Origin of the sequence: Halomonas sp. M1 (genome assembly GCF_029581375.1) — a bacterium.
Classification (GTDB): domain Bacteria; phylum Pseudomonadota; class Gammaproteobacteria; order Pseudomonadales; family Halomonadaceae; genus Vreelandella.
The window spans coordinates 1,811,383-1,827,964 of record NZ_CP121119.1 but is presented as its reverse complement, the minus strand read 5'-3'; the positions used below and the strand labels follow the sequence as shown (position 1 = coordinate 1,827,964).

Below are 16,582 nucleotides of genomic sequence, written 5' to 3'. Positions count from 1 at the left end.
TTTTACATTAATTTTTCAGGCATGTTGGCGACGCTTGCATATGTTGGATTTATAGAAGTAACGGAATGATATTTATTATGAATTTTGGCTAAGGAACAGCAATACATAAAGGCTAGTGGGGAAATATTATTGCCCAATTAAAAGGTGGCGGTATAGCTGCTTATTATGCTCGTCACCTACCAATTATCAACGAAAGCGAGCGCGATCCCTTACCCTAGCATTACGGCGTTCGAGCTCAGCTTGATGATGGTTTCTATATGGCACATAAATGTGGTGAACGCGCGGTGTAGAAACTGACTGAGAAGGTTGAGGGTGCGTTCTGGGTGGAGGTGGTGCAATGATCGTAAGTTTACTGGTATCGACCGTTTTAGAGTTACCGTTAGTACAGGGAAAATCTTGGAAAGTAGTTTTGCCACCCACTACACAGCGGAAGATCTCAGCGTGAGCAGAGAGAGGCAACAGTACCATGAGGGCAACCAACGCAGGCTTCTTCATCATCCATGATCCCTAAGCAAATATCGACCATAGAAGATTACCAAGATAAATTTGGCTTTAGAATGTTCTGAATCAGTTTTTTTGAAAATTTGGATATTTGCGTAGTGGTTTAAGTTAATCCAAGCAGCTGAGCATGCCAGTCAGCCAGAATTAGTACGCGTGAGTAAGTGAATCCTTCAGGGGCTATGGCAGTCAGGCTAGCCGAACATCTTGAGGAAACCACTGAGCCGTTTTTACAGCGTTAAGAAAACAGTGTTTTGAATGCTAAAGGCTTAGACTAATCTGCTATCTTTATAACGCTGTACGCTGTTTTGGATGACGAATATTTGACCAGTGCCTCGGTGTTTAGTGTTGGGGTTTTTCATGATTAAAACTTGTTTTTTATAACCATTGCTTTTTCTTAATAAATTATGTTGATAATAAAAAAGTGCTTAGTATTAAAGTTCCCGTTAAGGCAGTTTGTATGTTATTTTTAATGATGTAAATCGTCCCTTGCTGTTTTAGCTATGTTTGACTATATTTTCTGCTCGTTATTTTAATTTATGTTTTATGTTCGTGGATATGTTTATTTAATGTATGGTTTTTGTCTAAATACAAGGAAGTATATAAATGGATAAAGTAACAGCAGATGAGTATAAGTGGCCAGGTGATGAAAATAAAGGTGCCAGGTTAGCAGGCTTAGGTGGCGACAATTTAAATATTCGTTTAGAGAAAGTTCTTAGCCTTTACGGCCCCCTTAATGAAGAGTCCATAGAAGCCCTGTCCCAGGTGCATAAAAGAGACGTGGAGCTAAAAAAGAACCAGAAGGTTTTTTCGTTATGTAATGAGAAAGCAGATCTTTTTTTAGTAAAAGAGGGCTGGGTTAGCTTGGCGCATGCTGCAATTAAAAGAGGGCAAGATATATGCAATATCTTTATGCCCGGCGACATTATTGGGCTGCGTGAGAGTTTTTTTGATAATCATGATATCGCGATATTGGCATTAACTAACTGTAAGTTAGAAAGGTTTTCTGTGAGTGACTTGCATCAGCTTTTTAGGGAACGTGATGAAGTGAGAGAAGCTGCTACCTCTTATGTGCTTGTGAATGACAATATTTCCATCGAACGGCTTAGAAGCTGCACACATCACCGCTCAGAAGAGCGCGTAGCGCACTTTTTACTTGAGGTTTATGAAAGGTTTAAATTTAAAGGACTGTTAACCAGCAATGTTTTTTCATTTCCCGTGACGCAAAATGTAGTGGGGGAGCTTCTTGGAATGACCAGTGTTCATGTTAGCCGCTGTATGACAGCGCTGGAGCAGAAAAAACTCATTCGTAAAACGCGCAGTAGCATCAAGATAATACAGCCCGAGGAGATGGCAAAAATTACAGATTTTGATAAGGCGTTTGTTTATGGGCATGTGTGTTTGAATTAATGGTTGAGGTAGGGCGCTTTGAGAAAGGATTAACTGTTGTTTCGCTGTGGTCTATTGGTTTTTTAGATAGCAGGTGTGTTTTTAATTTTTGTTAAAGTGATTGGCTTTGTGTTGTAAGTGTTGAGTTTTACACAGCTTTTGAGCGTTTTTGTGCAGCCCGTTATTAATTAAATAGTTGATATTATAACCTGGGTTATAAAGCGGCTACGTGTAGGTTGCAAGCTTGCTTGTAATGGCTACATTAATCGTTGTGCTAAGTTTTCATGAAAATAAGCTTATGCACAACGGAAGTCGTTTATGTTTTAACGGTATTACATTTGGCCTGAAATTTAATCATACAAGGAGTGGATTAGATGACAGTCAGAAGCACGCCCCTCAACGCGGTCACCGCTCACAAGCAGTACAGCGAAATGACCGACATGCCATCCGCCCACAGCGTAAAGGCGCAAGATAAGTATCCTACGCGTTTATTCAGGGCACCAACCTATGTTACCCAACCACGTCGCGAGGCGGTCGTAAAAGGGCGCCACCTAGCCGGGCCGCTGACCGAGGCTCAGTTAGATGAGTTTGAGCGCAAAGGTTTTCTGTTTATTCCGAATCTAATTAGTGGTGACGAGCTAGATGCTTTGCGCCAAGAGATGAGTGGGCTGATGAATAACGATGCCTATCGGGATAGAGCGTTCAGCGTCACCGAACCAGAGAGCCATGAGATACGCTCGCTCTTTGCTATCCATAAGCTGTCTGATCGGTTTGGAAAACTTGCCAGCGATGAGCGCTTAGCGGGTGCCGCGCGGCAGATTATTGGTGATGACCCTTACGTACACCAATCGCGCATCAACTATAAGCCTGGGTTCGCCGGTAAGGGCTTTGACTGGCACTCTGATTTTGAAACCTGGCACGCGGAAGACGGTATGCCGAATATGCACGCCATCAGTGCCTCGCTGATTCTGACTGATAATCACGAGTTCAATGGCCCGCTGATGTTGATTCCTGGCTCGCACCTGCAGTTTGTGCCTTGCCTGGGTGAAACCCCAAAGGACAACCACAAAAACTCGCTAAAAGCGCAAGAGGTGGGTGTCCCAAGCTCTGAGGCGTTAACGAAGCTAGTGGATGAGCACGGCATTGAAGCCCCAAAGGGTAAAGCAGGCGGCTTATTGCTGTTCGATTGCAATACGCTGCATGCGTCTAACGCGAACCTTTCACCAGATCCACGCAGTAATGTGTTTTTCGTGTTTAACCGCCCCGATAACCGCTGTATTAAACCGTTTGCGGCGCCAAAGCCGCGCCCTGACTTTCTAGCCCACGGGCTAGAAGGCCGCTAGTTGCCGGGGCGGATAGCCAGCAGCCAAGTAAAAAGCCAGCGTTAGGTTGTGGAACATACGTATAGGTGGGGTAGACTAATGCGCCTGTCGTTGCGAATGCGGCACGCATAATGAGAAGGAGAGTACCCGCCATGCGTTTTGTTCCACAATTTACCGATGGCCAGGAGTTTCCCCACGCGCTGGGTAAAGTCGTATGCGTCGGCCGCAACTATGCCGACCACGCCAAAGAGCTGGATAATCCTATTCCCAGTGAGCCACTGCTATTTATTAAGCCAGCGACGAGCGTTGTTGATTTAACCAAGCCGTTGGACCCGCCTTTTTCTAGGGGTGATGTACATTACGAAGTCGAGTTAGCGCTTCTCATCGGTGAAACGCTTACCCATGCTACCCACGATGAAGCTGAGCGGGCGATTACCGGTATTGGCCTTGCTATGGATCTCACCCTGCGCGATGTGCAAACGCAGCTAAAAGAGAAAGGCCACCCCTGGGAAATCGCCAAAGCGTTCGATGGCGCTTGCCCGCTTTCGCCGTTTCTTCCGCTAAGCCGCGTACCTAACTGGAATGCGCTGAGTTTTACGCTGGAGCTTGATGGGGAGCAGCGTCAGCACGGTGAAGGCGCCGACATGATTTTTGCGATCCCTACCTTGGTAGCGGAAATGAGCCGCCACTTTACCTTGGAGCCAGGCGATATCATTCTCACCGGTACGCCTGCTGGCGTGGGTGTTTTGCCACGTGGTGCTAAGCTACGTTTAACGCTGACCGGTGGTCTGGACATTACCACTAGCGTGGTAGAGTGAGTCGCTAAGTGATGAGCGTGTGAGCGTTACCCCTCGACGCGCTAGCTAATTGAGCCACCCCATCAATTAGCGATAGAAAACGCCCCGGCGCTGTATCCAGCGCCGGGGCGTTCGGTTTTAAAGCTAGTTCTTGAAGGAGTACTAAGAGCTGCTAATGGGGTTGCCCTCACTCCAAATACGTATAGCCCTCAAGTCCTTCATTTAAGCTAGCGGCAAAGTGTGCCTGCTCCTGTGGGGAGAAATTAGCCGCCTCAAGCTGCGCAAAGAGTTTTCGCTTAAGCACTTTAGCGTCAAAGTTGACGTAAGCCAGCACATCGGCCACCGAATCACCCGCCTGGGCGTTAGAGATCACCCAGTTGCCATCGGCATCAAGCGCAGCATCAACCGAGTCGGTATCGCCAAATAAGTTGTGCAGGTCGCCGAGAATTTCTTGATAAGCCCCCACCAGGAAAAAACCAATCCAGCGCTCATCTTCACTCTTCCACTCTGGTAACGGCAGCGTGCTTTCCACGCCTTGGCCATCCACATAGCTGTCGATACGGCCATCGGAGTCGCAGGTAATATCCTGGATAACGGCACGTCGCGTTGGCGCTTGATCTAACCCGCTTAGCGGCAGCACTGGGAAAATTTGCTCAATCCCCCATACGTCAGGCACCGATTGGAAAAGCGAGAAATTCACAAAAAGTTTGTCGGCCAGTTTTTCAGCTAACTCATCCAAAATTTCACGGTGAGCGCGGTTGCGGGTATCCAGCTGGCCCCGCAGCCTTGCACAGGCAGCCATGTAGAGCCGCTCGCCTATTGCACGGGCGTTGATGTCGCTTAGCCCTAGCACAAAGCGGTCTTGAAGCTCACTCACGGCTTGCAGCAAGTCGTGCCATGCCTCTACGAGTACTCTCGGTTCTTGAACCTCGGCCAGCTGCTCAAAAACTCGCCACAGGGCTTCTACCTGAGGGTCATCCTGAGGCGTTCGCTCCGGGGGGGTATCATCGATACGCTCTTCGCCAATGACGTTGGTCACCAGTACTGCGTGGTGCGCGGTCAGCGCGCGGCCTGACTCACTGATCAAGTGAGGCTGGGGCAGGTTGGCTTCTTGGCACAGTTGGGCAAACGCATTCACGACGTTACGGGCATATTCACGCATGGAGTAGTTGGCTGAGCAGTAGCTGCGCGAGCGAGTGCCCTCATAGTCGATGCCCAGACCGCCGCCCACATCCACGGTATCAATAGGCGCGCCCAGGGTAATCAGGTTCTGGTAGAAGCGCGCGCACTCACGCAAGCCGCGTTGAATATCGCGGATATTGGCAATCTGTGAGCCGAGGTGGAAGTGAACCAGCTGTAGGCTTGCCAGGGCATCCTGGGCACGAAGCGTTTCCACAACCTCAAGAATCTGGCTCGCGGTCAGGCCAAATTTAGACTTTTCGCCGCCGGTATTTTGCCACTTGCCTTTGCCCACCGAGGCAAGCCGTGCTCGTAAACCAATGCGCGGCATAACATCCAGTTCACGGGCTTCTTCCAGAATGACCGTTAACTCAGAGAGCTTTTCAACCACCAGGTAAACGCGGTGCCCCAGCTTTTCGCCTAACAGGGCAAGGCGGACGTATTCACGGTCTTTATAGCCGTTGCACACAATCAGCGAAGAGCCGCCGTCTGACAGAGCAAGCACGGCCAGCAGTTCTGGTTTGCTGCCGGCTTCCAGCCCTACGCGGCCATTGCCACGCTCTGCCGTGGCTAAAATTTCCTCTACCACGCGGCGCTGCTGGTTAACTTTAATGGGGTAGACCGCGGTGTAGCCGCCCTGGTAATCCGCATCTTGCATGGCGGCATCAAAGGCGCCGCAAAGTTGCTCTACCCGATCGTGGAGAATGTCGCTAAAGCGTACCAGTACCGGCAAACGTAGCCCGGCTTTTTGAAGCTGGCGCACTAGGCCGCTAATGGGCAGCGCAGGCCCTTCTGCATCGTTGCCAAGCGGACGTACTAACGCTTGGCCGAGATCGTCTACATCAAAGTAGCCGCTGCCCCACTGGTCAATATTCCACGTGCGACGTGCGCGAAGCGCGGGACTGCTGCTGGTGACCGTTTCGCTCATTAAGAAGCCTCTGGAAGCGGTAGCGCACCTAATAAGATGCGTGCCTTTAAGATAGTTCGAAAACGCGCAGGGTCGTGGGGCGTTAAGTCGTGGGCCGGCGGGTCCACATACACCACTAGCAAACGCGAAAGCCAGTAGCGTAGCGCCGTCATGCGCAGCATGGTTGGCCACAACGCTTTTTCATCGGCGGTGAGCGGTCTACGCGCCTGATAAGCGCTAAGAATCGCGTCATGGCGCTCTACATTTAGCGAGCCATCCGCATTAGAGGCCCAGTCGTTAATCACAATCGCTAGGTCGAACAGTAAATCCCCGGTGCAGCCATTATAAAAATCGATGATGCCGCCCAGCTTATCGCCGTCGTAAAGCGTGTTGTCGCGGAATAAATCGCCGTGCAGCGCGCCCTGGGGTAGTTCGCCATGCTGGCTAAAGGCACTCTCGAAGTCATCCACTTCATCCTTCATCAGCGCCTGGTCTTCCGGGCTGAGGTAGGCGAGTACCTTGTGGTGTACTGCCCGAAGCCAATGCAGGTCACGGGGGTTCGGGCGCTGGCCTTGAAAGCGCTGAGACACCCCGTGTAAACGGCCAAGCGTGTCGCCCAGTACTTGGCACTGGGTGATGTTTGGTGCTTCAGGATGACGGCCTGGTAGGCGCGGGAACAGCAGCGCAGGCTTGCCCGCTAAACTGTGCAGCGCAATGCCTTCACGGTCGTGTACGGTGCCGGGCACCGGTAAACGGTGTTCATCCAGGTAATCTAATAAATCGACAAAGAACGGCAGCTCTTCATGCTCGCCTTGTTCAAACAGGGTTAGCACCAATTCGCGGCGGTCGGTGGTGACAAAAAACGTCGAATTTTCCGTGCCGCCCGCCACACCCTGAAGTGAAACGAAGCTACCTACATCAAACTTTTCCAAAAACGCGGCGACCTGTGCGTCGCTAAGCGGGGTGAATACAGCCATTTGAGTCTCGCCCAGGTTGCTAAGTCCATTATTGTAGCGGCTTGCCGCGTCAGTTGGCAGCGTTGTTACGCTTTCAAAGCGGTTATTAGCGGTGGTTGTTTCTGCATCGGCTGCTATGAACGCGTATCATAACCGGCAGACTTTTTACCTGTTTTGCTAACAATGGAATTTGGTTATGGCCCGTGCCCCAATCGTGCTTGTTGATGGCTCTTCCTACCTGTACCGCGCGTTTCATGCGCTGCCGCCGCTAACCACCTCTAACGGACAGCCGACCGGTGCGGTGAAAGGCGTTATCAATATGCTGAAGCGGCTGATCAAGGACTACCCTGAAAGCCCCATGGCGGTGGTATTTGATGCGCCGGGTAAAACCTTCCGCGATGAGATGTACAGCGAGTACAAAGCGCATCGCCCGCCGATGCCAGATGAGCTGCGCAGCCAAATTAAGCCGCTGCACGCCTGTGTGAAAGCGCTGGGCTTGCCGTTGTTATGCATAGAAGGCGTTGAGGCAGATGACGTCATTGGCACGCTAGCGCACCAGGCAACGCAAGCGGGGCGCGATGCCGTCATTTCTACCGGCGATAAAGATATGGCGCAGTTAGTCAATAGCCACATCACGCTGGTTAACACCATGAAGGATGAAACCCTGGACGAGGCGGGCGTGGAAGAGAAGTTCGGCTTGCCTCCCGCACTGATTATCGATTTTCTCGCCTTGATGGGAGATAAGGTTGATAACATCCCTGGGGTGCCGGGGGTGGGCGAAAAGACTGCTATTGGCCTGCTACAAGGCATGGGCGGTGGGTTAGACACTATTTATGGCGATTTAGAGCGGGTGAAAACGCTCACCTTCCGGGGTGCGAAAACCTTGCCTAAGAAGCTAGAAGAGCACCGAGAACAGGCGTTTCTTTCGTATCAGCTGGCGACCATTAAAGTCGACTGTGATCTGCCGGTCGGCTTGGATGATCTGGATATCGCCCATCCTGACCGGGAAGCGCTGGTTGAGCTTTATAAAGAGATGGAGTTCCGCCAGTGGCTGAGTGAGCTGCTGGAAGGTAACGGCGCAGGCGTGGATGACGTAAAAGGTGGCGAGCCAGTACCTGCAGATAAGCATGAGGGTATGCCTGACGATAGCCCTGTCGCCGCGCCTGCTGAACGTCTCGACCACGTTATTGTTGAGCAGAGCGAGTTTGCAGCCTGGCTCGACCGCCTGAGCCGCGCTGAGCGTTTCTGTTTTGATCTGGAAACCACCAGCCTCAACTACATGGACGCCGAAATTGTTGGTATTGGCTTGGCGCTGGAGGCTGGTGAAGCGGCGTATATTCCGCTAGCCCACGACTACCTGGATGCCCCCAAACAATTAGACCGCAAAGCGGTTCTGGCCGCGCTAAAACCGCTGCTGGAAGACCCAAACAAAACCAAGATTGGCCAAAACCTGAAGTACGATATTTCGGTGCTGGCCAATTATGAGATTGCCGTGGTAGGGCCATTGGCCGACACCATGCTGGCCTCCTATGTATTGAACTCCACCGCCACACGCCATGATATGGACTCGCTGGCGCTGAAGTATTTGGGCGAAAAGACGATTTCATTTGAGGACATCGCCGGTAAAGGGGCAAAGCAGCTCACCTTTAATCAAATTGCTCTAGAGCAAGCGGCGCCTTACGCCTGCGAAGATGTTGATATCACGCTACGCCTTCAGGATATCCTGCGGCCCCAGGTCGAACGGGAAGGTCGCCTAGCCGACGTTCTGGACAACCTTGAGCTACCGCTGATCAACGTGCTGTCACGCATCGAGCGCAATGGCGTTGCGCTCGATGCTGAACGCCTACACGCGCAAAGCCAGCAGCTTGAAAGCCGTATTCGTGAACTGGAAAGCCAAGCGTTTGAATTGGCAGGCCGTGAGTTTAATCTAGGGTCGCCCAAGCAGTTGGGGCAGATCCTGTTTGAAGAGCAGAAGATTCCGGTCATCAAGAAAACGCCGAAAGGAGCACCCTCCACGGCGGAGGCCGTGCTTGAAGAGCTAGCGCTGGATTACCCGTTGCCTAAAGTGATTATGCAGCACCGTGGTCTTGCCAAGCTGAAATCTACCTACACTGACAAGCTACCGCGCCTGCTCAATAAAGCCACTGGCCGGGTTCACACCAGCTACCACCAAGCGGTTACCGCCACTGGGCGGCTGTCATCGTCTGATCCGAACTTACAAAACATCCCTATTCGTACTGAAGAGGGGCGCAAAATTCGTCAGGCGTTTATCGCTCGCCCTGGCTACCGCATTGTCGCGGCCGACTACTCGCAAATTGAGCTGCGTATTATGGCGCATCTTTCCGAAGATAAAGGGTTGCTAGACGCATTTGCCGATGGGCGCGATATTCACACGGCCACTGCCGCAGAAGTCTTTGGTACCTCGTTAGACAAGGTATCGGGAGACCAGCGGCGCAGCGCCAAAGCGATTAACTTTGGCCTGATTTATGGCATGAGCGCCTGGGGGTTATCGCGTCAGCTGCATATTGATCGTAACCAGGCGCAAACCTACATCGACCGTTACTTTGATCGCTATCCCGGTGTGGCCCGCTACATGGACCGTATCCGTGCACAAGCCGCGGAAGATGGCTTTGTGGAAACCGTGTTGGGTCGGCGCCTATATCTGCCGGAAATTCAGTCGCAAAACCGCAACCGCCGTCAGGGTGCCGAGCGCACCGCGATTAATGCCCCCATGCAGGGGACGGCCGCTGATATTATCAAACAGGCAATGATCGACGTGGATGCCTGGCTGGCTGAGGGCGAGTTTGATGCGCTTATGGTCATGCAGGTGCACGATGAGCTGGTGTTTGAGGTGGCCGAAAAACAGGTCGATGCGTTTATCGAGCAGGTGCAACAACGCATGCAGGGAGCAGCAGAGCTGAAAGTGCCGCTGATTGTGGAGGCAGAAAGCGGTGCTAACTGGGATGAGGCACACTAGCCTTTTTACACACCAGGCCCTGGGTAATCGCTAGGCATAACGCAAATCACCCGCAGCTAAGCTGCGGGTGATTGTTTAGCGTTGGACTATCCTAATCCTGCGCCTAACGATAGGCGGCTAGGCTTAGCGCCAATCAACACGGTCAAAAATGCGAATTGCTTCCGGGTTGTTTTCACCCAGCACGTTGATATTTACGTCGTCTCTAACGAAGGCACCCCATGACTCTAATACCGGGTTTTTCTTGATGCCTTCAACGACCGGGAATTCATAGTTACGCTCAGCCAGCACTTCTTGTGCGCTTTCTGACGCTAAGAACTCCAGGAAACGAATGCCGTTTTCTGCATTCTGGGCGTTAGCTACTAGGCCTGCACCACCAACGTTAATGTGGGTGCCGCGGTCGTCCTGGTTGGGGAAGATGACCCCCACTTTGCGTGCCGCTTCACGGTCGGATTCGCTATCCGAGTGTAGTAAGCGAACGTAGTAGTAGTGGTTAGCAATCGCCAGGTCACACTCGCCACTGGCAACCCCGAGGATTTGGTCGGTATCGCCACCTTCAGGAGAGCGCGCTAAATTGCTCACAATACCCTTTGCCCACTCTTCTGCACCCTCTGCGCCGTGGTGCTCAATCATTGAAGCAAGCAACGACTGGTTGTAAATATTGTTCGATGAGCGGATACAAACCTGGCCCTCAAACTGGGGGTCGGCTAGGTCTTCATAGCTAGCGATTTCGCTGGGGTCAAAATTTTCGCGGTTGTAAAAAATAACCCGTGCGCGCTGGCTAAAGCCAAACCACTTGCCTTCTGGGTGGCGCATGGACTCGGGGATGCGCTCATTAAGCTCCTCAGAATCAACGGCTTGGAAAAGACCGTCTTGCTCGGCACGCCAAAGACGACCTGCATCCACTGTCAGCATCACGTCGGCGGGGCTGGCGATGCCCTCGCGGCGCATGCGTTGCATTAACTGGTCAGAGTCGCCTTCCAGTACGTTCACTTTAATACCGGTTTCTTCGGTGAACGCACTATAAAGAATCTCGTCTGAGTCGTAGTGGCGCGCTGAATAAATATTGACCTCATTGGCCAAGGTACTACTAGCGAAGGCAGCGCCCGCCATGATGGCAGCGACAGAGACGGAAAGGCGTGTTTTGTTCATTAAAATACCCCTGAATGCTTATGAGAATAAGTTGCATTATCGTGATGGGTATTCAAGCGCTTCTTAGCGTCGGCGTCAAGCTAAATGGTAACTAAAATCATTCAATGTATGGATGAGGCGTGCATCTCATCGCAATAGAAATTAGAATGCAAATAACTTTCAACCGTGTTCGTAACTGTATTGCGTTAGCAATACGATGGTCGAACGAAACGATGGTCGAATAAAGCAATGGTGAAAAAATGACGGCAACTGTGTCACTTACCGATGTTGCGGCCCCCGCACCGGCCCTGTCTCTGCGAGAGGTCCATCATACGTTTGCGACTAATCAAGTCGTCAAAGGGATAGATTTAAACATCGCCCCAGGGGAGGTGGTTTGTCTATTGGGGCCGTCGGGCTGTGGGAAAACCACCTTGTTGCGCATTGCTGCGGGGTTGGAAGTGCTACAGGACGGCGCGGTTAGCCTGGATGGAAACCCCATTGCTGCGCCCGGTAAGCGCCATGTGCCGCCGGAAAAGCGTAATGTCGGCCTCGCCTTTCAAGACTCGGCGCTGTTCCCGCACTTAAGCGTGCTGGAAAACGTTACCTTTGGCCTTAAACACCTGCCCAGCCGCGAGCGCCGCGCGAGGGCGGTAGAGTTGCTTACTCAGCTGGGTATGGCCAACTACATTGAAACTTACCCGCATATGTTGTCGGGTGGTCAACAGCAGCGCGTGGCGCTGGCGCGCGCCTTGGCACCTACGCCAAAGTTAATGCTGCTGGATGAGCCGTTTTCAAGCTTAGATGCCCGGCTGCGGGATCGCATTCGCGACGATACGCTTCACGTGCTTAAGAAGCTGGGGTCTGCCACCTTACTGGTTACCCACGATCCTGAAGAAGCCATGTTTATGGCGGATCGTATTGCGCTGATGCGTGATGGCAGAATTATCCAAACCGGCACCCCGCGTGAGCTTTACTGCGCACCGATTGACCCGTTTGTGGTGACGTTTTTTGGGGAGGTTAACGAGCTAAGCGGCACGGTTCACGATGGCAAAGTGCAGACCCCGGTGGGTGCGGTAGACGCCAGTTGGCTGGAGGAGGGGAGTGAAGCGCAAATCATGATTCGCCCCGAAGCGCTGCGTATTAAAGAGCGCGACCTACCTGCTGAGGCCCACAGCCACAGCCACGTGGTGATGGCAAAACTGCTGGGCCGTACTAGCTTAATTCACCTATGTGCCCACGGCGAAGATGGTCAGGAAGCGCACTTACACGCTCGCGTGCCCGGAGTGTTTCTTCCCCAGGAGGGCCAGCCGATTGATATCGACTTGGACCACTCCCAGGTGTTTATCTTTCCTCGCTAACCCATTCTACTGGGCTACCCAGCCCACATTACTCAGCTTGGCTGCCGGGCCGTGCCCGGCGCATTGCCAAGCTGAGTAGTATGACCGGCAATATCCCCACCACCACAATGGTAAGTGACGCCGTGGATGCTTCTGCTAAGCGCTCGTCGGAGGCTAGGCTGTGGGCGCGCACGGCTAGCGTATCGAAGTTAAACGGACGCAGTATCATCGTAGCGGGAAGCTCTTTCATAGCGTCTACGAACACTAAAATACCCGCCGCCAGCAAGCTGCTGCGCATTAAGGGAGTATGTATCTTGCGCAGCGTGCCGCCAGCGGTCTGCCCCAAGGTGCGCGAGGCCGCGTCCATACTCGGCGTGACTTTCCCCAGGCTTGCTTCTACGGCATTGAACGACACCGCTAAAAAGCGCACTACATAGGCATAAATTAAAATAAACGCCGAGCCGCTAAATACTAGGCCGATGATTTTTCCGTAGTGCTCATGTAGCCAAGTATTAAGGGTGTTATCCAGCCAGGCGAAGGGAATCAAGATCCCCACTGCCACCACCGAGCCAGGGATCGCGTAGCCCATGGCGGCCACGCGGGTGAACAGCCGGGCGCTTGCTGAGTTGTGCAATCTAACGCCGTAGCTAAGTAGCACCGCCATGCCCACCGCGATTAAGGCCGCCACCAGTGAGAGGCTTAGGCTGTTGGTGGCGAAGCGAATAAAGCGGGTACCAAATAGCGTGTCGCCCTGGTGAATGGCTAAATTCAGCAAGATGCCGCTGGGCAGTAAAAAGCCGATCACGATAGGCAGTAAACACACCATGGTTGCGCCAAACGCACGCCAGCCGCGTAGCTGGTACTCTGGCAACTGCTGGTAACGGTTGGTGGTGTGGAAATAGCGGCGTTTACCACGGGAGTAGCGCTCAAGTAGCACCAGCACAATCACAAAGGTAAGCAGACAAGCCGCCAACTGAGCGGCAGCCACCGGTTCACCTAAGCCAAACCATGTTCGGTAGATGCCGGTGGTAAAGGTATCCACGCCAAAAAACTGCACGGCGCCAAATTCATTGAGCGTTTCCATCAGCACCAACGACACCCCGCCCACTAATGCGGGGCGCGCCAGCGGCAGGGCAACGCTACTAAACAGATGCCATGGGCCGCGGCCTAACGTGCGGCCCACATCCAGCACGCACACCGACTGTTCAAGAAAAGAGGCGCGTGCGAGCAGGTAGACGTAGGGGTAGAGCACAAAGGTAATAAGTGTGGCGGCCCCGCCTAGCGAGCGTATATTGGGAAAGTAATAATCGCCGAACTGCCAGCCAAACCACGCGCGCAGAGCGCTTTGCAGCGGCCCCGCTACCTGCAAAAAGTCAGTGTAAGCATAGGCGATCACGTAGGTGGGTACCGCCAAAGGGAGCAGTAAGGCCCACTCAAAGATCCGCTTGCCAGGGAAACGGCACATCACCACCAGCCAGGCAGAACTAGCGCCGATAATCAGCGTACCTAGCCCTACCCACAGCACCAGCCAAAAAGTATTAGAGAGATAGCGGGGAAGCACGGTGCTGGCAAGATGCTGCCACACGCCCTCCGTGGGTACCAGGATATGCCCAAACACCACGAGGATAGGCAGTGCCACCGACAGGGCTATTAAAAATAGCGCAATCGACCAAGGGTTTAGCGACAGCGTAAAACGCGAGGCTAAACCTGAAAGTAGAGCCAGCGGTGAACGGCGAGCAGGTAGCGACACGTCGTTGTCTCCTAGGTCGAGGCGGGCAATGACCGCATTGCAAATGCGAACGTCAATGCGAAAAAGTTACGGGTGCAAATAGTAACACTTGCGCTTCGCGGCTGCAGCTAACCTACCGCCCATATAATAAACCCCGCCTGGGAGCGGGGTTTATCAAAAGTAGGAGGGGGCAATCTGGATTATCGCGCTGTCCAGCCACCGTCCACCATTAAGGCGCTGCCCGTCACCAGTGCAGATGCCGGAGAGGCTAAAAACACCACGGGCCCCATCATGTCCTCCAGCTGGCCTAATCTTCCCAGGGGAATATTGGCGATTACGCTCTCTAAAAAACCGGGTTGATCAAAAAACGGCCGCGTCATGGGAGTTTCAACAAAGGTGGGGCAGATTGTGTTGACGCGAACCCCGCGCGGGCCTAATTCAACCGCCATGGCGCGGGTCATTCCTTCCACCGCGGCTTTTGAAGCGCAGTAAAGGCTGCGATTAGCGGCCCCCACATGGCCCATTTGCGATGAGATATTAATCACGCTGCCGCCTTTGGGCATCTGGGCAACGATGGTTTGAGTGAGAAAGTATGTGGCTTTAACGTTCAAGTCCATCACCGCTGCATAGTCATCTGCCGTGGTTTCCTGCAGCGGTTTGGGACGGTTAGTGCCTGCGTTATTCACCAAAATATCAAACGAACGCCCCGCCAACGTCTGGGCTAGCATCGCATGGTCGTTAACATCCAGCGCCAGCCCAGAAGCGCTATATCCAGCGGCTTGCAAGGCGTTAACGGCTTCGTTTAGCGTATTTTCACTGCGTGCAACCAGGGTGACATCCGCCCCTGCTTGCGCCAGCGCACAGGCGCAAGCAAAGCCAATCCCTTGGCTTGCCCCTGTCACTAACGCCCGCTTTCCGGTGAGCTGCAGGCTGGGTGTTTGCGGTAGTGTCATGCATCCACCGCTGATGCGTAAGGGACATCGCGTTTGCCGTAGCGGCGCACTCGCTCATTGGCCTGCTCGCCATGACCTGCAAAGCCCTCTAGGGCGCATAGGCGCGAGCAGTAGCTGCCAATTTCAGCGGAGGCTTCGTCAGTCAGCACGCGCTGGTAGGTGCAGGTTTTAAGGAATTTACCCACCCAAAGGCCACCGGTATAACGGGCGGCTTTTTTGGTCGGCAGGGTGTGGTTGGTGCCGATAACTTTATCGCCGTAGGCCACGTTGGTGCGTGGGCCAAGAAACAGTGCGCCGTAGTTGGTCATGTTTTCCAGGTAAAGCTCGGGGTCTTCGGTCATTACCTGAACGTGCTCGTAGGCCATCTCATTAGCCACCTGCAGCATCTCTTCATGGCTATCACACACAATGATCTCACCATGAGCGTCCCACGCTTGGCGGGCAATCTCAGCTGTGGGTAGCTTTTCGAGCAGCGCTTCAATAGCGGCCAAGGTGTCGTTGGCGAGTTTTTCTGAATTGGTTAGCAGGGCAGCAGGGGAGGTGGGGCCATGTTCGGCCTGGCCTAACAGGTCAGTGGCACACAGTAGGCCATCGACACTCTCGTCGGCGATTACGAGTGTTTCGGTTGGGCCTGCGAACAGGTCAATACCAACACGGCCAAACAGCTGGCGTTTGGCTTCAGCCACAAAGGCATTACCGGGGCCGACCAGCATATCGACCGGTGCAATGGTGTCTGTGCCAATTGCCATGGCGCCTACCGCTTGAACGCCACCAAGCACTAATATTTCATCGGCGCCTGCCAGATGCATAGCGGCCACAATGGCCGGGTGAGGCTTGCCTTTGTGAGGCGGCGCGGCGGCAATGACGCGTTTTACGCCCGCTACTTTAGCGGTCAGCACGCTCATATGGGCTGAGGCTACCATGGGGTAGGCACCACCGGGAATGTAACAGCCTACTGAGTTGATCGGCAGGTGCTTGTGGCCTAACACGACGCCTGGGCGGGTTTCGATTTCGACTGGCTGCATCGAGGCGAGTTGGGCCTCGGCAAAGTGGCGAATTTGCGCCTGGGCAAAGCGAATATCCTCAAGGTCACGCTCAGACACCTCGCTCATCGCCTGGGCGATATCGGCGTCACTTAAACGAAAGGAATCAGGCGACCAGTTATCAAACTTTTCAGATAGCTGGCGCACGGCTGTGTCACCGTTAGCCTCGATATCAGCCAGCGTCTTTTCGACGGTTTCCCGCACTTGGCGGTCGGCTTCGTTACGCGACTCAACGGAGGCACCGGATTTTAAGTGGCGAATCATAAAAGCTCCTTTTAATTAGGCGTTGTGGTGTGGTGGCTTTTAACAAAGGCTTTGTTATTGGATGGCGTACGTTATGCGCCTAAACGTAAGGCTAGGTGTTGTT

11 protein-coding genes are annotated in these 16,582 nt (G+C 53.1%); 5 read left to right on the top strand and 6 right to left on the bottom strand.

Annotated features, from left to right (window positions below; genetic code table 11):
• Positions 1-1,104 precede the first annotated feature (1,104 nt).
• The 3 genes from P8S54_RS08245 to P8S54_RS08235 all read left to right on the top strand — a co-directional run bounded on the left by P8S54_RS08245 (position 1,105) and on the right by P8S54_RS08235 (position 4,027).
• Positions 1,105-1,908, top strand: coding sequence for a Crp/Fnr family transcriptional regulator (locus tag P8S54_RS08245; RefSeq protein ID WP_281443994.1), 804 nt, complete (start codon positions 1,105-1,107; stop codon positions 1,906-1,908).
• Between the two features lie 353 nt (positions 1,909-2,261).
• Positions 2,262-3,230 carry an ectoine hydroxylase gene (gene thpD / locus P8S54_RS08240; protein WP_281443993.1) on the top strand — a complete coding sequence of 323 codons (969 nt, stop codon included), beginning with the start codon at positions 2,262-2,264 and terminating at the stop codon, positions 3,228-3,230.
• Positions 3,231-3,361: 131 nt separating this feature from the next.
• Positions 3,362-4,027 (top strand): fumarylacetoacetate hydrolase family protein, encoded by a 666-nt coding sequence (locus P8S54_RS08235; RefSeq protein WP_009099193.1) that lies wholly within the window; start codon positions 3,362-3,364, stop codon positions 4,025-4,027.
• A gap of 166 nt (positions 4,028-4,193) precedes the next feature.
• Here the strand turns inward: P8S54_RS08235 and speA are convergent, their stop codons facing one another.
• Complete coding sequence (speA, locus tag P8S54_RS08230) at positions 4,194-6,113, bottom strand: biosynthetic arginine decarboxylase (protein ID WP_281443992.1); 1,920 nt, start codon at positions 6,111-6,113, stop codon at positions 4,194-4,196.
• Entirely contained in the window at positions 6,113-7,069 is a 957-nt protein-coding gene (locus P8S54_RS08225) for a homoserine kinase (protein WP_281443991.1), read from the bottom strand. The genes speA and P8S54_RS08225 overlap by 1 nt, the downstream gene beginning before the upstream one ends.
• Positions 7,070-7,244: 175 nt before the next feature.
• On the opposite strand from P8S54_RS08225, the gene polA reads away from it, so the two are divergent.
• Entirely contained in the window at positions 7,245-10,025 is a 2,781-nt protein-coding gene (gene polA / locus P8S54_RS08220) for a DNA polymerase I (RefSeq protein WP_281443990.1), read from the top strand.
• A 123-nt stretch (positions 10,026-10,148) separates the two neighbouring features.
• Here polA and P8S54_RS08215 read toward each other — a convergent pair whose 3' ends face one another.
• Positions 10,149-11,174 (bottom strand): Fe(3+) ABC transporter substrate-binding protein, encoded by a 1,026-nt coding sequence (locus tag P8S54_RS08215; RefSeq protein ID WP_281443989.1) that lies wholly within the window; start codon positions 11,172-11,174, stop codon positions 10,149-10,151.
• A gap of 239 nt (positions 11,175-11,413) precedes the next feature.
• Here P8S54_RS08215 and P8S54_RS08210 point away from each other — a divergent pair, with 239 nt between their 5' ends.
• Positions 11,414-12,511, top strand: a complete 1,098-nt coding sequence (locus P8S54_RS08210; protein ID WP_281443988.1) for an ABC transporter ATP-binding protein — start codon at positions 11,414-11,416, stop codon at positions 12,509-12,511.
• A gap of 28 nt (positions 12,512-12,539) precedes the next feature.
• On the opposite strand, the gene P8S54_RS08205 is transcribed toward P8S54_RS08210, so the two are convergent.
• From P8S54_RS08205 to hisD, 3 genes are all read right to left on the bottom strand, one after another.
• Positions 12,540-14,240: an iron ABC transporter permease gene (locus tag P8S54_RS08205; protein WP_281443987.1), complete on the bottom strand. Its 1,701-nt coding sequence runs from the start codon at positions 14,238-14,240 to the stop codon at positions 12,540-12,542.
• A 179-nt stretch (positions 14,241-14,419) separates the two neighbouring features.
• Positions 14,420-15,172 (bottom strand): glucose 1-dehydrogenase, encoded by a 753-nt coding sequence (locus P8S54_RS08200; RefSeq protein ID WP_281443986.1) that lies wholly within the window; start codon positions 15,170-15,172, stop codon positions 14,420-14,422.
• Positions 15,169-16,479: a histidinol dehydrogenase gene (gene hisD, locus P8S54_RS08195; RefSeq protein WP_281443985.1), complete on the bottom strand. Its 1,311-nt coding sequence runs from the start codon at positions 16,477-16,479 to the stop codon at positions 15,169-15,171. The genes P8S54_RS08200 and hisD overlap by 4 nt, the downstream gene beginning before the upstream one ends.
• Positions 16,480-16,582 lie beyond the last annotated feature (103 nt).